General features: G+C 71.5%; 18 protein-coding genes and 1 pseudogene. 12 read left to right on the forward strand and 7 right to left on the reverse strand.

The annotated features are described in order from the left end of the window. The first annotated feature begins 9 nt into the window (after positions 1-9). Together ACFY3I_RS16750 and cofC are read left to right on the forward strand one after the other, a co-directional pair. Positions 10-2583 carry a bifunctional FO biosynthesis protein CofGH gene (locus ACFY3I_RS16750; RefSeq protein ID WP_390861188.1) on the forward strand — a complete coding sequence of 858 codons (2574 nt, stop codon included), beginning with the start codon at positions 10-12 and terminating at the stop codon, positions 2581-2583. Further along, positions 2580-3374 carry a 2-phospho-L-lactate guanylyltransferase gene (cofC, locus tag ACFY3I_RS16755; protein WP_390861189.1) on the forward strand — a complete coding sequence of 265 codons (795 nt, stop codon included), beginning with the start codon at positions 2580-2582 and terminating at the stop codon, positions 3372-3374. The genes ACFY3I_RS16750 and cofC overlap by 4 nt, the downstream gene beginning before the upstream one ends. Before the next feature lie 70 nt (positions 3375-3444). On the opposite strand, the gene ACFY3I_RS16760 is transcribed toward cofC, so the two are convergent. Both ACFY3I_RS16760 and ACFY3I_RS16765 read right to left on the reverse strand, forming a co-directional pair. Then, the gene (locus tag ACFY3I_RS16760; protein WP_390861190.1) at positions 3445-3903 is read right to left on the reverse strand and encodes a MaoC family dehydratase; all 459 of its coding nucleotides are present in this window, start codon (positions 3901-3903) and stop codon (positions 3445-3447) included. Positions 3904-4147: 244 nt separating this feature from the next. Further along, positions 4148-5050 (reverse strand): LysR family transcriptional regulator, encoded by a 903-nt coding sequence (locus ACFY3I_RS16765; RefSeq protein WP_390861368.1) that lies wholly within the window; start codon positions 5048-5050, stop codon positions 4148-4150. Between the two features lie 283 nt (positions 5051-5333). On the opposite strand from ACFY3I_RS16765, the gene ACFY3I_RS16770 reads away from it, so the two are divergent. From ACFY3I_RS16770 to ACFY3I_RS16790, 5 genes are all read left to right on the forward strand, one after another. Next, entirely contained in the window at positions 5334-6875 is a 1542-nt protein-coding gene (locus ACFY3I_RS16770) for a 3-hydroxyacyl-CoA dehydrogenase (RefSeq protein WP_390861191.1), read from the forward strand. A gap of 194 nt (positions 6876-7069) precedes the next feature. Further along, positions 7070-7855: an electron transfer flavoprotein subunit beta/FixA family protein gene (locus ACFY3I_RS16775; protein ID WP_390861192.1), complete on the forward strand. Its 786-nt coding sequence runs from the start codon at positions 7070-7072 to the stop codon at positions 7853-7855. A 52-nt stretch (positions 7856-7907) separates the two neighbouring features. After that, positions 7908-8870 (forward strand): electron transfer flavoprotein subunit alpha/FixB family protein, encoded by a 963-nt coding sequence (locus ACFY3I_RS16780; RefSeq protein ID WP_390861193.1) that lies wholly within the window; start codon positions 7908-7910, stop codon positions 8868-8870. Between the two features lie 193 nt (positions 8871-9063). Next, positions 9064-10167, forward strand: coding sequence for a PP2C family protein-serine/threonine phosphatase (locus ACFY3I_RS16785; protein ID WP_390861194.1), 1104 nt, complete (start codon positions 9064-9066; stop codon positions 10165-10167). A 266-nt stretch (positions 10168-10433) separates the two neighbouring features. Further along, positions 10434-11978, forward strand: a complete 1545-nt coding sequence (locus ACFY3I_RS16790; RefSeq protein ID WP_390861195.1) for an FMN-binding glutamate synthase family protein — start codon at positions 10434-10436, stop codon at positions 11976-11978. 71 nt (positions 11979-12049) lie between these two features. On the opposite strand, the gene ACFY3I_RS16795 is transcribed toward ACFY3I_RS16790, so the two are convergent. Beyond that, on the reverse strand, positions 12050-12841 hold the full coding sequence (locus ACFY3I_RS16795; RefSeq protein ID WP_390861196.1) for an MBL fold metallo-hydrolase: 792 nt from the start codon (positions 12839-12841) through the stop codon (positions 12050-12052). A 77-nt stretch (positions 12842-12918) separates the two neighbouring features. Between ACFY3I_RS16795 and ACFY3I_RS16800 the strand changes: the two genes are divergently transcribed. Further along, positions 12919-13521, forward strand: a complete 603-nt coding sequence (locus tag ACFY3I_RS16800; protein ID WP_390861197.1) for a CGNR zinc finger domain-containing protein — start codon at positions 12919-12921, stop codon at positions 13519-13521. Positions 13522-13682: 161 nt separating this feature from the next. Here the strand turns inward: ACFY3I_RS16800 and ACFY3I_RS16805 are convergent, their stop codons facing one another. Further along, positions 13683-14516, reverse strand: a complete 834-nt coding sequence (locus tag ACFY3I_RS16805; protein ID WP_390861198.1) for an oxidoreductase — start codon at positions 14514-14516, stop codon at positions 13683-13685. A 15-nt stretch (positions 14517-14531) separates the two neighbouring features. Then, entirely contained in the window at positions 14532-15407 is an 876-nt protein-coding gene (locus tag ACFY3I_RS16810; protein ID WP_390861199.1) for an NmrA family NAD(P)-binding protein, read from the reverse strand. A gap of 126 nt (positions 15408-15533) precedes the next feature. Here ACFY3I_RS16810 and ACFY3I_RS16815 point away from each other — a divergent pair, with 126 nt between their 5' ends. Both ACFY3I_RS16815 and ACFY3I_RS16820 read left to right on the forward strand, forming a co-directional pair. After that, entirely contained in the window at positions 15534-16166 is a 633-nt protein-coding gene (locus ACFY3I_RS16815) for a TetR/AcrR family transcriptional regulator (RefSeq protein WP_390861200.1), read from the forward strand. A 199-nt stretch (positions 16167-16365) separates the two neighbouring features. Further along, entirely contained in the window at positions 16366-16782 is a 417-nt protein-coding gene (locus tag ACFY3I_RS16820; RefSeq protein WP_390861201.1) for a DUF6234 family protein, read from the forward strand. A gap of 160 nt (positions 16783-16942) precedes the next feature. On the opposite strand, the gene ACFY3I_RS16825 is transcribed toward ACFY3I_RS16820, so the two are convergent. Beyond that, positions 16943-17581 carry an SMI1/KNR4 family protein gene (locus tag ACFY3I_RS16825; RefSeq protein WP_390861202.1) on the reverse strand — a complete coding sequence of 213 codons (639 nt, stop codon included), beginning with the start codon at positions 17579-17581 and terminating at the stop codon, positions 16943-16945. Between the two features lie 27 nt (positions 17582-17608). On the opposite strand from ACFY3I_RS16825, the pseudogene ACFY3I_RS16830 reads away from it, so the two are divergent. After that, positions 17609-17806 (forward strand): annotated as a pseudogene (locus tag ACFY3I_RS16830) (IS5/IS1182 family transposase); the annotation flags it as partial. Positions 17807-17906: 100 nt separating this feature from the next. Then, positions 17907-18152 carry a DUF2283 domain-containing protein gene (locus tag ACFY3I_RS16835; RefSeq protein WP_390861203.1) on the forward strand — a complete coding sequence of 82 codons (246 nt, stop codon included), beginning with the start codon at positions 17907-17909 and terminating at the stop codon, positions 18150-18152. Positions 18153-18334: 182 nt separating this feature from the next. On the opposite strand, the gene ACFY3I_RS16840 is transcribed toward ACFY3I_RS16835, so the two are convergent. Then, positions 18335-18688 carry a PRC-barrel domain-containing protein gene (locus tag ACFY3I_RS16840; protein WP_390861204.1) on the reverse strand — a complete coding sequence of 118 codons (354 nt, stop codon included), beginning with the start codon at positions 18686-18688 and terminating at the stop codon, positions 18335-18337. Positions 18689-18901: the final 213 nt, after the last annotated feature.

The following is an 18901-nucleotide window of genomic DNA, read 5'->3' on the forward strand; positions in this document are numbered from 1 at the left end:
GAGACCCCGGTGAACACCGCACCCCTGCGCCGCGCACTGGCCCGGGCCAAGGCCGGCAAGAACATCGACCGCCGGGAGGCGGCGGCACTGCTCGGGGCGCGCGGCGCCGACCTGACCTCGCTGTGCGAGATCGCCGGGTCGGTCCGGTCGGCGGGTCTCCTCGACGCGGGAAGGCCCGGCGTCGTCACCTACAGCAGGAAGGTGTTCGTGCCGCTGACCCGGCTGTGCCGGGACCGGTGCCACTACTGCACGTTCGCGACCACCCCGGGCCGGGTCGAGGACGCCTACCTCACACCGGGGCAGGTCCTCGCCATCGCCCGGGAGGGAGCCCGGCTGGGCTGCAAGGAGGCCCTGTTCACACTCGGGGACCGTCCCGAGGACCGGTGGAAGGCCGCCCGGTCGTGGCTGGACGAGCAGGGCTACGAGGACACTTTGGCGTACGTGCGGGCGATGGCGATCCTGGTACTGGAGGAGACCGGCCTGATCCCGCACCTGAACCCGGGGGTGATGAGCTGGGCGGAGCTGCAGCGCCTGAAGCCGGTCGCGGGGTCGATGGGCCTGATGCTGGAGTCGACGGCACGGTCGCTGTGGGCCGAGCCGGGAGGCTGCCACTACGGGTCTCCGGACAAGGACCCCGCGGTGCGGCTGCGCACCATCGAGGACGCCTCCCGCAGCAGCATCCCCTTCACGACGGGGATCCTGATCGGCATCGGCGAGAGCGCCGAGGACCGGGTCGAATCGATCCTGGAGATCCGCCGTATCGCCCGGCAGTACGGGGCGGTCCAGGAAGTGATCGTGCAGAACTTCCGCGCGAAGCCGGACACGGCGATGAGGTCGGTGCCGGACGCGGACCTGGAGGAGTACCTCGCGACGATCGCCGTCGCGCGGATCCTGCTGGGACCGAGGATGCGGATCCAGGCCCCGCCGAACCTGTCCGACCCGGACGAACTGCGGCTGCTGCTCGCGGCCGGCGTCGACGACTGGGGCGGCGTGTCACCCCTGACACTCGACCACGTCAACCCCGAACGGCCCTGGCCGCAGCTGGAGCGCCTGGCGGAACTGACCGCCGGGGCCGGATTCGACCTGCGTGAACGCCTCGCGGCACAGCCGGAGTACGTCCGCGCGGGCAGCCCGTGGGCGGACGCCCGCGTCCAGCCGCACCTGCGGGCCCTCGCCGACCCGGACACCGGCCTGGCCGCCGACGTGCCGCCGGTGGGCATGCCCTGGCAGGAGGCCGCCGCGGCCGTCTCCTCGGGGCGTACCGACCTGCACACCGCGATCGACCGGGAAGGCCGGCGCACCACGGCCCGCGGTGACTTCGACAACGCGTTCGGCGACTGGGAGGTCCTGGCCGACCAGGTCGACAACCTCCCCACCGGCGGCGCCGGCGCCGGGGCGCCCGAGCGTCTGGACGGCGACGTCGCGGACGCCCTGCGGGCGGCCGAGCGGGACCCGGCGGGCATCACGGACGGGCAGGCGCTGGCACTGGCCTGCGCGGACGGCCCGGAGCTCGACGCGCTGTGCCGCCTCGCTGACCAGGTCCGCCGGTCCGCGGTCGGTGACACCGTCACCTACGTGGTGAACCGCAACGTCAACTTCAGCAACGTCTGCTACGTCGGCTGCCGGTTCTGCGCCTTCGCGCAACGGGAGACCGACGCGGACGCCTACCGGCTGTCGCTTGACGAGGTCGCCGACCGCGCCGAGCAGGCCTGGTCCGTGGGGGCGACGGAGGTGTGCATGCAGGGCGGAATCGACCCTGCCCTGCCCAGCGGCGTCCACCACGACCTCGCCCGCGCGGTCAAGGAACGCTGCCCCGACATGCACCTGCACGCGTTCTCCCCGATGGAGATCATCAGCGGCGCGTCCCGGATGGGGATCTCCGTCGCCGAGTGGCTGGCCGGGGCGCGTGAGGCCGGGCTGGACTCGATCCCGGGCACCGCCGCGGAGATCCTCGACGACGAGATCCGCTGGATCCTGACCAAGGGCAAACTCCCCGCCGCGGAATGGATCCGGGTGGTGAGGACCGCGCACGACCTGGGGATCCCGACGACCGCGACCATGATGTACGGACACGTCGACGAGCCCCGGCACTGGGTCGGGCACCTGCGGACCCTTGTCGGCATCCAGCGGGAGACGGGCGGGTTCACCGAGTTCGTACCGCTTCCGTTCGTGCACCACTCGTCGCCGATCCACCTCGCCGGTATCGCCCGGCCGGGCCCGACCCACCGGGAGAACCGGGCCGTGCACGCCCTCGCCCGCCTGCTGATGCACGGGTACATCGACAACATCGAGTGCTCGTGGGTGAAACTGTCGCCCGAGCAGTGCGCGCAGATGCTGCGCGGGGGCGCCAACGATCTGGGCGGGACGCTGATGGAGGAGACCATCAGCCGGATGGCGGGCTCGACGAACGGGTCCATGAAGACCATCGCGGACATCGAGGCCCTCGCGGCCGCGGCCGGCCGCCCGGCCCGGCAGCGCTCGACGACCTACGGCCGGGTCAGCGCCGAACGCGCGGCGGCGGCCCGGCGGTTCGACACGGAGGTCCGCCGGGTCGTGCCCCTGAGCGTCGGATTCGTACGATGACCGCGGACCGGTTCCACCACAGTCACGGGGACGCGGGCGCGCACCGCGGGAAACGGCACCGGGCCGACACGGGCGGACACCGCGACGAACCGCCGCCCCCCGCGGTGCGGTGGGCCGTGGTGGTCCCGCAGAAGGACCTCCGCCTGGCGAAGAGCCGCCTCGAACTCGGCTCCCACGACCGGCAGCGGATCGCCGGAGCCCTGTTCCGCGACACCGTGACCGCGGCACGGCACACCCCCGGCGTATCCGCGGTCGTCGTCGTGGTCGACCGGGTCCAGGACCTCGAACCCGTCGCGGGCCTGGGCGTCGGGCACGTCCTCGGGACCGGTGCCGGTCTCAACGAGGCCCTGCGCACAGGTGAACTGGCCGCCCGCGCAGGCCTGCCCGGGTGCGGTGTCGCCGCGCTCCCCGCCGATCTGCCGCTGATCGGACCAGCGGTCCTCGGCCGGGCGCTCGCCGAGGCCGGGGCCCACGACCGGGCGTTCCTCCCCGACGCGGACGACCAGGGGACCACCCTGCTCACCGCGCGTCCGGGAATCGCCCTCGGCCCGGTCTACGGAACCGGCTCCCGCGACGCCCACCGCCGTTCGGGCGCCGTCGAACTGACCGAACCGGGCCTCGCCGCGCTGCGCCACGACCTCGACCGGCTCGCACACCTGGCCCTGATCCCACCCCTGGCGCGGCACACCCACCTCTCCGGCGTACTCGCACGCCTGGAGTCCGTGCCGGACGGGATCCTGACGGGGACGGCCTCCGGCGGGCGCCGCACGGCACCCGCCGGAGGCATGTGAACGACCCCGGCGGCCGGGGAGATCGAGGGTGTCCGGCCGCCGGGGTCGTCGTTCACCGGGGTGGTTCGACCTACGGGTAGTAGTGCGTGAGGGACTCCGCGACGCAGGCGGGCTTCTCGGATCCTTCGAGTTCGAAGGTGAACGCCCGGTGCACCTGGACGCCGCCCCGGCTCACCTCGCGCACCTCGATGATCTCGGCGTGCAGGCGGATCCTGCTGCCGACCGGCACGGGTGCCGGGAAACGAACCCTGTCCACACCGTAGTTGAGGGCCATGCCCACGCCGGTGACCCGCAGGAGCTCCGCCATCATGGGGATGCCCCAGCTGAGCACCATGTAGCCGTGCGCGATCGTGCGCCCGAACGGGCCCTGGGCCGCGCGCTCGACGTCGGTGTGGATCCACTGTCCGTCGCCGGAGACCGCCGCGAAGGTGTCGACGAGCTCCTGAGTGACTTCCCGCCACTCGGAGTGTCCGAGATCGCGGCCGGCCAGCCTCACGATCTCCGGTATGCCGTTGACGGTCACTGTCACGATGGACTCCGATTTCCTCGGCTCATTGCCTCGTTGGACGACGGCGGACCGTCGGCGGTCGGTGGGTTCGGTCCGGCCGCCGGTTCCCCGGTGGGCGAAGTCCTCCGGCGAAACCGTTCGCCCCGAGCCTCGCACTCCGGCACCAGGAAGATCCAATACCTGATTCACGTCCCTCTCGGACGAAAGTCGTCCGAGAGGACCGTGACGGATCGTCGGGCGCCCGCCGGATAACGCGGGGCGGGCCTCAGGCGCTCGGGGCGGGGGTCGGCAGGGCCTCCTCGGCCACGGCGAGGACCGATCGCAGCGCGGCCGACGGATTGTCCGTACGCCAGGCCAGGGCCGCCTGCAGTCGGATGGGCGGCCCGGCCAGCGGGCGGTACACCAGACCGGTCTGCTGGACGTGCAGGCAGGACGTCAGGGTCAGCGTCACCCCGACCCCGGCGGCCACCAGGGCCAGGATGGTGTGGGAGTCCGGGGCCTCCTGGACCACCCGCGGCGTGAACCCGGCCGCGTCGCACGCCTGGACCGTGGCGTCGCGCAGGCTGGACCCGGCGTTGGCGGGGAAGCTGACGAAGGGCTCCTCGGCCAGGGCGGCGACCGGGACGCGATCGCGCTGCGCCAGGGGGTGGTAGGACGGCAGCGCGCAGATCATCTCCTCCTCGCCGATGACGCGCAGAGCCACGCCCGGGTACGCGGTCGTCGGCCGTACGAAACCGAGGTCCAGCGAGCCCTCCGCGACGCGCGCCAGTCCCGCGTTGGCGTACGTCTGACCCCTCAGTACCAGTTCGATGCCGGGGTGGGCGGCCCTGACGGCCCGGGTCAGCCGGGGCAGGCTCTCGTGGCTGGAGGCGCCGGCGAAGCCCACGGTCACCTGCCCGTACTCACCCCGTCCGGCGGCCCTGGCGGCCCGTGTGGCCAGGTCGAGGTCCTTGAGAACGGTACGCACCGGCTCCAGGTAGGACCGGCCGGCGCTGGTGAGCTTGACCGAGCGGGTGTTGCGCTCGAAGAGCTGCACCCCCAGTTCCTTCTCCAGCTGCCGGATCTGCTGGCTCAGCGGTGGCTGGGCCATCTGCAGCCGCTTGGCGGCACGGCCGAAGTGCAGCTCCTCGGCGACGGCCACGAAGGCGACCAGGCGGCGCAGTTCCATGGTGGTTCCCACCGTTCCGACTCCGGGAGGCGTCCGGTCATTCATCGAATGAACGTCTTAAAGCGTGTGTGATTCGGTATTGGACATTAATGGATTGCGGCTGACACCGTAAGCCCGTCCCCGCAACCGCTCCGAGCGACGGGCAGCCCCGGCCGGAACGACCACCACGCGGGAGACGGTCCTTCGACCGTCGGTCACGGTGCGCCTCGCGGCCGCGGTCCCGCACGCCGCCCCGGCGGGGCGGCGGCGGAGAACCGAGAACCGAGAGGAAGGCGGGATCCACGTGCGGATCAGGATTGTCGGCGCCGGTGCCATGGGCCGCGGAATCGCGCAGTGGGCGGTGACGGGTGGCCACACCGTCGAACTCGCCGACGCACGGCGGGAGGCCGTCGGCGAGGCCATCGGATTCGTCCGGCACATGCTCGAACGCGCCGTCCAGAAGAAGCGGATGACCGGCGAGGCCGCCGGAGCCGCTTCGGCGCGGCTGATCCCGGTGGACTCGCCGGCCGCGCCGGGCCACGACGTGGAACTCGTCATCGAGGCGGTCCTGGAGGACCTGGCCGCGAAGACGGGGCTGTTCCGGCAGCTGGAGGACGTCCTGCCCGCGGGCGCGGTCCTCGCGACCAACACGTCCTCACTGCCCGTGACGCAGATCGCGTCGGGGCTGCACGACCCGTCCCGCCTCTGCGGCCTGCACTTCTTCAATCCCGTGCCGCTGATGAAGATCGTCGAGGTCGTCCCGGGCGCCCTGACCCGCCCCGAGATCCCCGAGACCCTCGCCGAGCTGGTCCGGGGCACCGGACACGCCGCGGTGGTCGTGTCGGACACCCCCGGCTTCCTCGTCAACCACGTCGGCCGCGGCCTGGTCACCGAGGCGTTCGCCCTGCTGGAGGAGTCCGTCAGCGACGCGACCGGCATCGACCGCGTCGTCCGCGACGTCCTCGGGCTGCGCATGGGGCCCTTCGAACTGATGGACCTCACCGGCCTGGACGTGACCGCGGCGGTGACCGACTCCATCTGGCGGGGGTTCCGGCACTCCGACCGGCTGCGCCCCTCCTACCTCGCTCCCAACCGGGTGGCGGCGGGCCTGCACGGTCGCAAGACCGGGCGCGGCTTCTACGCGTACGGTCCCGGCGACCCGGCCCCCACCGACCTGCCGGAGGAGCCGGTCACCGGCGACGCGGGCCGACCGGTGTGGGTCGCCGGCGAGGGCCGCGACAGCGACACACTGCGCACGGTCCTCAGCGGGTCGGGGGCGGCTCTCGAACAGGGAACCGGGCCCTCGGAACGCGCCCTCGTGCTGTCCACGGTGTGGGGGACGACCGTTGCCGCCGCGATCGCCGAGGGCGGCCTTCCGGCCGGGCGCACCCTGGGAGTGGATCCGCTGTCCCTCACCGCCCGCCGCCGGGTGCTGGCCATGACCCCGGCGTCCGACGCGGCCGCGGTGGGCGACGCGCGCGCGGTGCTGTCGCGGGCGGCCGGCGGTGCCGGGGCCGTTCCGGTGTCCGTCGTGCGGGACACGGCGGGTTCGGTCGCCCAGCGGGTGCTGGCGTCGATCGTCTCGGTGGCGGCCTCCGTCGCGGAACGGTCCATCGCGGCTCCCGGTGACATCGACACCGCGGTCACGGCGGGACTCGGCTACCCCGTCGGCCCGTTGGCGTGGGGCGACCGGATCGGGGCCCGGCGCATGCTCGCCCTCCAGGAAGGGCTGCACCGCAGCACCGGAGACCCGCGCTACCGGCCGACCCGCTGGGTCACCGAGCGCGCGCACCTCGGCCTGCCGCTCACCGAACCGGGCGCCGTCCCGCCGACCGCCGGCGGCTGAGGCGGACGCCCCTCCCGCACCCGAGAACGGAAACACCGCGGCCGGCGTCCGCCGCCGAGCATCGTGAGCGTCCGGTGGCCGGGGACAAGAGCCCCCACCGCCGGAATGGACGCGCCGCTCGCCGCACGACGCACGACTCGCACGACAACGCACCAGCAGGAATCGCACGAACGCGCCAGCGGAAGGAAGAAGCCATGACCCTGAGGATCGCCGTCTGTGTGAAGTACGTGCCCGACGCGACCGGCGACCGGCACTTCGCCGACGACCGGACGGTCGACCGCGAAGACGTCGACGGTCTTCTCTCGGAGCTCGACGAGTACGCGGTCGAACAGGCCCTCCAGATCGCCGACGCGTCGGACGACGCCGAGATCACCGTCCTGACGGTGGGCCCCGAGGACGCCAGGGAGGCGCTGCGCAAGGCGCTGTCCATAGGCGCCGACCGAGCCGTGCACGTCGAGGACGACGACCTGCACGGCACGGACGTGCTGGGCACCTCGCTCGTGCTCGCCAAAGCCGTCGAGCACATCGGGTACGACCTCGTCGTCTGCGGCATGGCCTCCACGGACGGGGCCATGGGTGTCCTGCCCGCGCTGCTGGCGGAGCGTCTGGACGTTCCGCAGGTCACGTCGCTGTCCGAGGTCTCGGTGGCCGACGGCCGGGTGACCGGCCGCCGCGACAGCGACGCGGCGTCGGAGCGGCTGCAGGCGACCCTGCCGGCGGTCGTGTCGGTGACCGACCAGTCCGGTGAGGCCCGCTATCCGTCGTTCAAGGGCATCATGGCGGCCAAGAAGAAGCCGGTGGACTCCCTCGACCTGTCGGACCTCGGCATCGACGCCGACCAGGTGGGCCCGAAGGGCGCCTGGACCGTGGTGGAGGCGGTGGCCCAGCGTCCGGCCCGCACCGCGGGCACGGTCGTCGAGGACGAGGGCGAGGGAGGCAAGCAGCTCGCGGAGTTCCTGGCGGCCCGTAAGCACATCTGAGGCAGGCCCCCTTCCCACCCCCGTTCTTCCCGATCCGCTGGAGACACCCGTCATGACCGAGATCCTCGTCCTCGTCGACCACCTCGACGGAGCCGTACGCAAACCCACCCTCGAACTGCTCACGCTGGCCCGCCGGTTGGGCGACCCGGTCGCCGTGCACCTCGGCGCCGGCGCGCGGGACGCCGCCGAACTCCTCGGCGCCAACGGCGCGGTCAGGGTCCTCGCGCACGACGCGCCCGAGTACACCGACTACCTGGTGGCCGCCAAGGTCGACGCGCTGCAGGCCGCCTGCGCCGCCGTGTCCCCGGCCGCGGTGCTCCTGTCCTCCTCCGCCGAGTCCAAGGAGATCGCCGCCCGCCTGGCGCTGCGCGTCGGCGCCGGCCTGATCACCGACGCCGTCGACGTCGAGGCCGGCCCCGAGGGCCCGGTCACCACCCAGTCGGCGTTCGCCGCCGCCTTCACCGTGCGCTCGCGCGTGACCCGGGACGTCGCGGTCATCACCGTGAAGCCCAACTCGGCCCCGGTGGAGGACTCCCCGGCCGCCGGCACGCTCGAGGAGCTCGCGGTGGTCTTCTCGGACCGGGCCACCGGCACGCGGATCACCTCGCGGACCCGGCGCGAGTCGACGGGACGCCCGGAGCTGCCCGAGGCGGAGACCGTCGTCGCCGGCGGCCGCGGTGTCGGCGGCGCGGACAACTTCCGGATCATCGAGGCCCTGGCCGATTCGCTCGGCGCGGCGGTCGGCGCGTCCCGCGCGGCCGTCGACTCCGGCTGGTACCCGCACGCGCACCAGATCGGGCAGACGGGGAAGAACGTGTCGCCGCAGCTGTACGTGGCGGCGGGCATCTCGGGTGCGATCCAGCACCGGGCGGGCATGCAGACCTCGAAGACGATCGTGGCGATCAACAAGGACGCCGAGGCGCCGATCTTCGACCTCGCCGACTACGGCGTGGTCGGTGACCTCTTCGAGATCGTGCCCCGGCTCACGGAGGAGATCCGGGCCCGCAAGGCGTGATCGCAGCGCCACCCGCGGCCCGCCGTTGAGTGCACGACACCTGTCGCCTGCCGGCACCGTCCGCCCCACGTGGTCATGACGAGGACGGCGGGCCAGTGGTTCGGGTCCCGGGCCCGCCGTCAGGGGGCGGGCTACGACCTTCAGCTCGTATCGTGAGATGACAGACGGCTGGTGGTCGCGAGGCAGGAAGATCATGGCGGAACCGGAGGTCGACTACGCGGCGGTGTTCCGGGCCCTCCCCGGGGCGGTGGCACTCGTCACTCCGCAACTGGTGTACGCGGACGGCAACGAGGCGTTCCTCCGCCTCAGGGGCCTCACCCACGAGCAGTTGGTCGGTCGCTTCGTCCCCGAGGACCTCCCGGACAAGGACCCGGGGGAGCCGCTGCTGCTGAGGGTCCTGGCGTCGTTGCGCCGGGTGACCGACACCGGTGAGCTCAGCACGGTGGAACTGCAGCGCTACGACGTGCAGGACCCCGACCAGCCGGGGGTGTGGCACGAGCGGTACTGGAACCTGACCGACGTTCCCGTCTTCGGCCCGGACGGACGGCTGGCCCTGCTGATGCACCGGGTGGAGGACGTCACCGATCTGATCCGTGCCCGCGAGGTCGCGTTGACCTTGCAGGAGGCCATGCTGCCCGCGCCCCGCCCGGTCGGCCGGCATCCGGCGGCGGTGCGCTACCGGCCCGCCGCCGAGGCGCTCAACGTGGCGGGCGACTGGTACGACCTCATGGACCTGCCGGGCGACCGCATCGTCGTCTCGGTCGGCGACGTCGTCGGCCACGGTCTGGCCGCGGCCAGCGTCATGGGGCAGTTGCGCAGCGCCCTCACCTCCGCCTCGCTCGTCGCCAAGGGGCCCGCCCGCGCCCTGGAAGTCCTCGGGCGGTACGCCCGCACCATCGACGGCGCCGAGAACACCACCGTGGCCACGACCTTCGTCGACTGGGACACCCACACCATCACCTACAGCAGCGCCGGCCATCCCCCGCCCGCACTCCTGCAGAGGGACGGCACCGTCGCATTCCTGGACCAGGCCACCGACCCCCCGCTGGGCGCCTGGCCGCTGCCCCGGATCCAGGCCCTCGCCACCTTCTGCGACGGGGCCGTGCTGGTGCTCTACACCGACGGCCTGATCGAACGCCGCCGTGAGGACATCGACGCCGGTCTCGCCCGGCTCGCCGACTCCCTGGCCCGTCACCGGGCGGAGGAGCCCGAGGCTCTGGCCGACGCCGTACTCGCCGACCTGCTCCCACCGGACGGCGCCACCGACGACACCGCCCTGGTCATCGTGCGCCTCTGAGCCCGGCCCTGACCTGTGGACGGGATCGGCGAGACAAAGAAAAACGAATATTCGTCTTGACTCATGCCGATCTCCGCAGCAGCATGGGATCCGCCAAGAGGCCGGCCGGGCCGGCCTGCCTGGCCGCACGAGCACGGCAACACCGATTTCGCATTCTTCGACGGACGCTGACACCTGCTCGGTCGTCCCCGCCGCGCACCGCCCGACACGAGACGACGACGGTCACCGCGTGGCGAGGGAGTCGAAGGCCGAGGAGAGGAACGTACATGCGCGTCCGGACCATGGGCGCGGCCACCGCAACGGCATTGGCGCTGTTGGCCGCCCGCGACCTCCTGCAGAAGAAGCACGCGCTGCTTCGGAACTTCCCGGTGATCGGGCACGCCCGGTACCTGCTGGAGACGATCGGGCCGGAGCTGCGGCAGTACGTCGTCACGTCGAACGAGGAGGAGCGTCCGTTCAGCCGTGACCAGCGGACCTGGGTCTACGCGTCGGCGAAGGAGGAGAACAACTACTTCGGCTTCGGCACCGACGTAGACGTGGAGCACGTACAGGGGCACGCGTACGTGAAGCAACGCACGTTCGCCGGCACGCTGCCCGACGCACACGACCCACAGGCGTCGCTGCCCTCGGCCAAGGTGCTGGGCGGGCCGCGCGGGCGCGCCAAGGCGTTCCGGCCGGCGAGCGTGGTGAACATCTCGGCGATGAGTTTCGGATCGCTGTCCGGTGCGGCGATCGCGGCGCTCAACAAGGGGGCGGCGCTGGCGGGCGCGATGCACAACACGGGGGAGGGCGGGCTGTCGCCGCACCACCGCAACGGCGGCGACCTCGTCCTGCAGATCGGCACGGCGTACTTCGGCTGTCGCGACGCGGACGGCAGTTTCAACCTCGACAGGCTCAAGGACGTGGTCGCCGGCGCCCCGGTCAGGGCGATAGAGATCAAGCTCTCCCAGGGCGCCAAGCCCGGGCTCGGCGGGATGCTGCCGGGTGCGAAGGTGACCCCGGAGATCGCCGCGATCCGTGGCATCCCGGTCGGCGAGGACTGCTCCTCCCCGTCGCGGCACACCGCGTTCGGCGACGTCGACTCGATGCTCGACTTCGTCGAACTGCTGGCCGCCGAGACCGGTCTGCCGGTCGGGATCAAGAGCGCGGTGGGGGAGATGGGCTTCTGGCAGGAGCTGGCCACCCAGATGGCGCGCGGTGACCGCGGTGTCGACTTCGTGACCGTCGACGGCGGCGAGGGCGGCACCGGGGCGGCGCCGCTGATCTTCACCGACTCGGTGTCACTGCCGTTCCGGATGGGCTTCTCGCGCGTCTACGCCACCTTCGCCGAGCTGGGCCTGACCGACGACCTGACCTTCATCGGCTCGGGCAAGCTCGGCCTGCCCGAGAACGCCGCGGTCGCCTTCGCCCTGGGGGTCGACATGATCAACGTGGCCCGCGAGGCGATGCTGGCGATCGGCTGCATCCAGTCGCAGAAGTGCCACACCGACAAGTGCCCCACCGGCGTCGCCACCCAGAACCCGTGGCTGGCCCGCGGCCTCGACCCGACCTCGAAGGCCACTCGGGCCGCCGTCTACCTGCGCACCCTGCGCAGGGAGTTGACGAAGGTCTCCGCGGCCGTCGGCGTCGCCCATCCGGCACTCATCACGGCCACCGACATCGAGATCATGAACGGTGACTACGACGCCCGCGTCCTGGCCGGGGTCTACGGCTACAAGGACGGCTGGGGCGAACTGGGCCCGCACCTCGCCGAGGGGATCACCTCCCTGCTCGCCACCGAGCCGGCCTCCGCCGGGAAACCGGCCCTCTGACGCGCCGGGGCGACCCGCGCCGCGCTCCCCGCTCTCCCGCGGCTCCCTTCGTGGCCGTCGGGGTGACGGTGTCAGTCTCGCCGCCCCCAGTCCAGGCGGTCGGCCAGACCGGCGGCGGCGAAGGCGGCCGCGAGTTCGGCGCGGCCTTCGGTGAAGTGGGCCCAGCTGTCGTAGTGGACGGGCACCACGCGGCGGGCGGCGAGCAGTACGGCGGCCTCGGCGGCCTGCGCGCTGCTCAGGACGATCAGCTGGTTGTCGAAGAGTTCGGGGAAACGGGGGGCACCGGCGAAGAGGAGGGCGGTGTCGACGGGGGCGAAGCGCTTCGCGATCTCCCTGACCACGTCGAGCGAGGCGTTGTCCCCGCTGACGTAGACGGTGGGCAGCCCTTCGCCGGCCAGTACGAAGCCGACGACCTGACCGGTGACCGGCTCGACCGCCTCGCGCGGGCCGGGACCGTGGACGGCGGGGACTCCGGTCACGGTGACCGTGCCGCCGTCGGGGCGGTCCAGCTCGACGGACTCCCAGTCGGCCAGGCCCCTGGCCCGCCCTTGGAGGCGCTGTGCGCCACCGGGGGTGGTGAGGGTGAGCGGGACGTCGGCGAGCAGGGACCGGCCCGAGGTGTCGAGGTTGTCGGGATGCTCGTCGTGCGAGAGGAGAACCACGTCGACGGGGCCGAGATCGGCGGGCGCCGCACTGGACGCGGCGGTCTTGGTGAGGACCCGGCCGTCGCCGCGACGGTAGTCGCCCGGGGTGTCGAAGGTGGGGTCGGTCAGGAAGCGCAGGCCGCCGTACTCGAAGAGGGCGGTCGGCCCGCCGAGGACCCGGACGGGAAACGGGGCGGTCGCCGCGGAACCGGAAGACATGGAACACCTCACGGATGAGTGGAATTTAACCGTGATAAAACTCTAAACGCATCTCACGGATGCGAGCAAGCCGTACCATGAGGAACGTGAAGGACCCCTTGACCGAACCCCCCGGCCTGCCGCCCGCACAGGGCGAGGAGGAGCACCTCGCCCTGGCCCTCGCCAACAGCGCGATGGCACTGACGGGCGGGCACACGGTCGACCTTCTGGGCTCTCCCGAGCAGGCGAACCGCTGGCTGGCGGAACGCGGACTCGCGCCGACCGACGCCGGCATGCGGGGGATGTGCGCGACGCAACTGCGCTCGATGCGCGAGCAGATCAGGTCGCTGTTCGCCGCCCGTACCGAAGGGCTGCCCGCCCTCCCCGCCGCGATCAGCGCCGTCAACGACGCCATGACGCGCATACCCACCGCTGCGTTGCTGCGGTGGGACGACGACACCGGCCCCTACCGCGCCACCCCCCACCCCACCACCGCGATCGTGGACCACGCCCTGGCCGTCCTCGCCGCTGACGCCGCCGACCTGCTCACGGGCCCCGACGCGGACCGCCTCACCGCCTGCGGCTCCGCCCCCTGCAACCGGTACCTGCTCCGCCACGGCCGCCGCCACTGGTGTTCCACCCGCTGCGGCGACCGCGCCCGCGCCGCCCGCGCGTACGCACGCCGCACGGCCTCCGCCTGAGGTCGCAACCGCCCCGCGACCATCAGCGCTGGGCGATCGAGCGAATCACGCCCGGCCTGCCGCGTCGTCCCTGCGTGAGCCGGCGGTGGCCGGTGACGCGGTGCGGGCGGTGCAGGTGGTGCGGGCGGCGTCCGCGGAGCCGGGACCTCGTCGTGTGCCGGCTACCGGTCGTGGTCGGTCGCGAGGGCGACATGGCGCCAGGCGTGCAACTCCTTGCGAAAGGACTCCAGTTTGGCGTCGAACGCCTGCAAGGTGTCGGCACCGAGCGGGAGACGCAGGGGCGGCTCGGGGGCGGCGGCCATCTCGACGACAGCTCGCGCCGCCTTGGCCGGATCGCCGGGCTGGGCGTGGTTCAGGCCCACCGCGGCGGCACGCATCGCTCCGGCGGTGGGCGCGTAGTCCTCGATCGCGTCGGCGCCGGTGCGCAGACTGGCGGGGTCGAGGAAGTCGGTGCGGAAGAAGCCGGGTTCGACCAGTGTCACGTGGATGCCGAGCGGGGCGAGTTCGGTGTGCAGGGTCTCGGTGAATCCCTCGACGGCGAACTTGGTGGAGGCGTAGACGCCCCAGCCGGGCGCGGTGGCGAAACCCACGATGGAGCTGATGTTGATCACGTGGCCTGCCCGCTGGCGGCGCAGTACCGGCAGCGCGGCGCGCTGCACCGCGAGCGGGCCGAACACGTTGGTCTCGTACACCGCGCGGACCGCGGCGTCGTCGGACTCCTCCACGGCGGCGAGCAGTCCGCTGCCCGCGTTGTTGACCAGGACGTCGATCCGGCCGAACCGCTCGACCGCGGCGTCCACCGCCGCCTGGATGCTCCGCGGGTCGGTGACGTCCAGCGCGACGGTGAGCAACGCGTCGCCGGCGTCGGGGAACCGCGCACGGACGGGCGCGGTGTTCCGCGCGGTCGCGACCACCCGGTGGCCGGCGGTGAGGGCGGCACGGGCGATCTCCAGGCCGAGGCCCCGGGACGCTCCCGTGATGAACCAAACGCTCATTGTCTGCTCCGGTGTTCAGGCGGTTCGCGGGTCGAAGGCCGCGCGGTTCTGGATGACGAAGTCCTCGACGCCGAGAGGGCTGCTGCCGCCGATCGACTTCACCAGGTCGTTGGTGCCGGCGAAGACGCCGTTGCGGTAGTCGACGGCCACGGCGAGCAGGTGCTGGATCAGGTGGTCAGGGGCGCCGCGCCCGCGCAGGATGGCCGCGAATTCGTCGAGTTCGATGGGCACGTAGGAGACGTCACGCCCCAGCGCGCGGGACATCCGCTCGGCGATCTCGTAGTGATCGAGCTCCTCCGCGCCGTACAGGGGGTAGATGCGGCCGGCGTGCGGGGCGGGGTCCTCCAGGACGGCCGCGATCACGTTCGCCTGGTCGCTCTCCGCGATGGGGGCGTGGCGTCCGTCGGCGAAGGGCAGACGCAGCTCACCGGTTCCGTCGGCCCAGGTGTCGATCAGCCACTGGGCGAAGAAGGTCGGTCGGAGGTGGGTGACCGGGACCGGGAAGCGGTCCAGGACGCGTTCGGCGACCCAGTGCTGGCGGGCCGCGTTGCTGGCGGAGTCGCGGCGGGCGGAGATCTGCGACATGTTCACGATCGCCTCGACCCCGGTCTCCTCCGCCGCCTGCGCCACGTTCGCGGTGGCTTCCATCAGGCCGGGGCGGATCGGGTAGGTGAAGTACAGGGCGTCGATGCCTTTGGTCGCCCGGGCCAGGGAGTCCAGGTCGAGCACGTCACCGACCACGGTTTCGGCTCCGAGGGAGGCGAGCCGCCGGGCGCGTTCGTCGAGGCCGCGGACGAGTGCGCGGACGCGGTGCCCGCGCCGCAGGAGCAGCTCGGTGGTGCGGGCGCCGGTCTTGCCGGTGGCCCCGATCACGAGGAGGTTGCGTTCCATGAGGGTGATCTCCGTTTCTTGACGGGAACTCCAAAATTATGGGCTGGGCAGCCCTTTTTTGCATGCCCCAAGGGAACCTCCTGCGGAATGGGTTGTCAAGCCCCTTCATGTCGTACGATGGTCGCCATGACCACCACCAGCGAAGCGACAGGTCAGAAGCTGACCGCCAAAGGGCTCGCCACCCGTGAGCGCATCGTCAGGGCGGCCGCCGAGCTGATCTACGAACAGGGCGCGCAGAACACCAACAACGAGCAGATCCGGGAGGCCGCCGGGGTCAGCGGCTCGCAGCTGACGCGTCACTTCCCCACCAAGGAGTCCCTGGTGCGCGCGGTCCTCGCCTGGCAGGCCGACAGCATCGTCGCCCGCCACCAGGCGCCCGAGCTCGGAGAGCTGGACAGCTTCGCCGCCCTGCACCGGTGGGCCGACTCCTACGTCGCCTCACAGGACATGCTGCGCGGCGGTTGCACCTTCGGCTCGCTGGCCGCCGAGGTCGTCAAGAACGAGCCGTCCCACCGTGACGCGGTGGCCGACGGCTTCGAACGCTGGCAGGCGTTGTTCAGGCGCGGCCTGGACAGGATGCGCGAGCGCGGCGAACTGCGCCCGGAGGCCGACCCTGCCGCACTCGCCCACCTTCTCACCGCGGCGTTCCAGGGCGGCGCCCTGCTGGACCAGGCGGCCGGCGACTCCGCACCCCTGCGCAACGCGTTGTACGGCGCGCTCGCCTACATCGAGTCGTTCGCCCCGGAAGCCGACCGCTGACCGGCTTCGCCTTTCCGGCGGGCGTAGCCGAACGCCGAGCGGACGGCAGCCTGGGTCCCGCGCGTCGCGGCGACCCCGCGTCGTCCGGGAAGCCGGCCAAGCCGACCGTTCGCACCCTCGGCCATTGACGTCGTGGTCGCAGTTCCCCTGAGTAGCCGTACTCAGGTGGATGACGGCCCTCTGCCAGACGATGGCGGCCATGAGGTTACTCGCGGACGTCGGCCTGGCAGTGGTGTTGTCAGCGCTCGAAGCAGTGGTGTTGGTGTGGTTCTGGTTCGCCGAAGGTCTCAGGCGGTGGGCCGCCAGGGGGCAGTCGGTTCCCGATTCGACGAACCGGTACCTGATGGTGCTGGGCGCGGCGTCGACGTGTTCGGCGGCGATCGCCTACGGCTTGTCCTGGGCTGATCTGATCGTGGCATGCACGGCCCAGGCGATCATGGCCGTACTCCTCGCGACGCTGTTGGTCCTGATCGCCGGCCGCGCATGCGGCGAGCGGATCAGGAGGAACCGGAAACGGCGCCGTCTTCGCAGGGAACGGCTGCGCCGGTACGCGTCGCAGAGCGAAGGCGGCGCACAGCAGACGGGCACGGTCCGCCGGTACCGACGACCGTGGTGACCCCGGCCCGCCGAGTACGCGGACGGTTCTCCGACACCCGCACCGCATCCCCGAGCCCACCGGCGACGAGAACTCACCCGTCGGGTCTGAACGCAGTCAAGGGGTGGCCCGCTTGTCACACGTGGGTCCGACACGCCACGGTTCGCAGTGCCGCTCTGCCCTACTCCCACCTCACGAAGGTGTCGCTGCCGGTGAGGGTCAGACGTGGTGTCACCGGATCGGCATGACTGGACAGGCGGATCCGTGTCCCCTCGCTCAGGGCGACGAGAAGGTCCCGGAACATGTGCGACAGGCTGTCCCACACCTTCTCCGGCCCGTCCGTGTCCCCGGCCTGCAGGCCGTACAGCACGTTTCCGAACCGGTCTCCGTCACGGTGGTCGAGGATGAGTTTGCCTCCGGTGATGTCCGTGGCGATCGGGACCCATCGGACGTGGAAGAGGTACCCGTAGACCCCGTCGTATACGTCCCGCAGGTCGGGGTCCTCCGACTCGTTCTCGTCGATCCATTCGGCCAGTGCCTCCTCCATCGTTCGTTGACCGGCACGCATCCCCTCGGCGCCGCTCAGGATGAACCCTTCGGGGAGGATCACGCCCGGACCGGCATGCCCCTTCGTCGCGGTGACTCCGTCGTGACGTCCCAGCCACGTCACCAGATCGGGGTGCAGAGGGAACCGACGGTCGGCGATGGCGTCGATGTGGTCCTGCGCGGCGGGTGGGTTCAGGGCGGCGTGATCCGCGGGGGCGTTGGCCTCCAGCCAGGCGTCGATCCGGGCGAGGACAGCATCGAGGTCGTCGGTCATATGGCAACGCTAGGAGTCGTGGTGGCGGGCTGTCAGGGATCCGGGCGAACGATCCGGGTGCCTGCGAGGCCGTGGAAGCACCCTCCCGACCGGGAAACGGGCGGCGAACTCGTCGCACGCCAGGATGCGGGCTGTCGGCAGCAGGGCACTGCCACCGTCGAGAGTCGGCGGCTCCCGCGCAAAATGCGTCGCAGCGCCATCCGCGCCACCGACATCGTCAAGGCCGCGCCGGTCCGCAGCTCACTCCGTCAACCAGAGGTCGATGCCACGGACGCAAGGACAAGTACGGCGCAGAAATCAGCTACAGGAAGGGAGCCCGCTCAGCGTGGCAGACGTCAGGGTCACCTACGACAACACCGCGAACGCGGCGTACATATACCTCACCCAACCGCAGGTGTGCGTGCGGGCCGCGTACATGTACGCCTGCGATCCGGTGGACGTCGACGGCATGATCAACCTCGACTTCGACGAGCAGGGCCGCCTCATCGGAATCGAGGTGTTGGGGGTCAGTTCGAAACTGCCTGAATATCTGCTCCGGCGCGCGGAGCAGTTGGATGTCGAGGGCGTATGAAATGGTCAAGCACCCCCGGGGCTCGATGATTCCGTCGGCACGGAGGAAGAACCTGTCGCCAGGGCTGGATTCCTGCCCCGCCCGGCGGCGTCGTGGTGGGGCGGTGCACGGACGCGCACGGTCGCGGGGGCCGGCCGTGGTCACCCACGGCCGGCCCCCGCTTCGCGGCTGCTGGCTCGGAGTCAGATGGGGCGACGGTTCGTGTAGTAGCTGCCCACCTGCTCGTGGTAACCCGCGTCGCCCACGTGCTTGTCCTTGTCGAACTCCGGCGAGTCCTTGATCTCGTCCTTGGTGAGGTCGACGAAGATCTTCCGCTCGGTCTGGTCGATGGCGCGCACCGTGCCGGCCGGCAGCAGGACGTGCTTGCCGAAGATCCAGACTCCGGTGTCGACCACCAGATACGAGGAGTTGACGTCGTCCGAGTGCTTGTCGACCTTGCCGATGCTGCCGTCCGTGGCCTCGACCTTGTAGCCGATCAGGTCGTTGCCGGGAATGTGGCCGGCAGTCGGCTGGTAGCCCCAGATGCTGTCACTCATAAAACTACTCCCTCACAGAAACGCATTGCACGCTCAACAACCGAACTGCGAAGCGGATCAGCGTTCCTTGGAATTCGGATTCGTTTCCTCGGAGCGGCGGGTGCCCATGCCCCGAGGACCCATGCATCGGATTCCGGCCGATGGTCGTCCGGGGGTACGGGCGCGTCACGTTCACCGAAGTCATGATGTCGCCGACCGTCATGTGAGGGCGCC

The organism is Streptomyces sp. NPDC001068 (assembly GCF_042897315.1).
Taxonomy (GTDB): Bacteria; Actinomycetota; Actinomycetes; order Streptomycetales; family Streptomycetaceae; genus Streptomyces.

Excerpts from the sequence above, each read along its gene's own strand:
- ACFY3I_RS16765 (WP_390861368.1), bottom strand. The coding sequence starts at position 5,050 with ATGGAACTGCGCCGCCTGGTCGCCTTCGTGGCCGTCGCCGAGGAGCTG.
- ACFY3I_RS16785 (WP_390861194.1), top strand. The coding sequence starts at position 9,064 with ATGGCGGAACCGGAGGTCGACTACGCGGCGGTGTTCCGGGCCCTCCCC.
- ACFY3I_RS16810 (WP_390861199.1), bottom strand. The coding sequence starts at position 15,407 with ATGGAACGCAACCTCCTCGTGATCGGGGCCACCGGCAAGACCGGCGCC.
- cofC (WP_390861189.1), top strand. The coding sequence starts at position 2,580 with ATGACCGCGGACCGGTTCCACCACAGTCACGGGGACGCGGGCGCGCAC.
- ACFY3I_RS16840 (WP_390861204.1), bottom strand. The coding sequence starts at position 18,688 with ATGAGTGACAGCATCTGGGGCTACCAGCCGACTGCCGGCCACATTCCC.
- ACFY3I_RS16790 (WP_390861195.1), top strand. The coding sequence starts at position 10,434 with ATGCGCGTCCGGACCATGGGCGCGGCCACCGCAACGGCATTGGCGCTG.
- ACFY3I_RS16780 (WP_390861193.1), top strand. The coding sequence starts at position 7,908 with ATGACCGAGATCCTCGTCCTCGTCGACCACCTCGACGGAGCCGTACGC.
- ACFY3I_RS16820 (WP_390861201.1), top strand. The coding sequence starts at position 16,366 with ATGAGGTTACTCGCGGACGTCGGCCTGGCAGTGGTGTTGTCAGCGCTC.
- ACFY3I_RS16815 (WP_390861200.1), top strand. The coding sequence starts at position 15,534 with ATGACCACCACCAGCGAAGCGACAGGTCAGAAGCTGACCGCCAAAGGG.
- ACFY3I_RS16795 (WP_390861196.1), bottom strand. The coding sequence starts at position 12,841 with ATGTCTTCCGGTTCCGCGGCGACCGCCCCGTTTCCCGTCCGGGTCCTC.
- ACFY3I_RS16800 (WP_390861197.1), top strand. The coding sequence starts at position 12,919 with ATGAGGAACGTGAAGGACCCCTTGACCGAACCCCCCGGCCTGCCGCCC.
- ACFY3I_RS16775 (WP_390861192.1), top strand. The coding sequence starts at position 7,070 with ATGACCCTGAGGATCGCCGTCTGTGTGAAGTACGTGCCCGACGCGACC.
- ACFY3I_RS16805 (WP_390861198.1), bottom strand. The coding sequence starts at position 14,516 with ATGAGCGTTTGGTTCATCACGGGAGCGTCCCGGGGCCTCGGCCTGGAG.
- ACFY3I_RS16825 (WP_390861202.1), bottom strand. The coding sequence starts at position 17,581 with ATGACCGACGACCTCGATGCTGTCCTCGCCCGGATCGACGCCTGGCTG.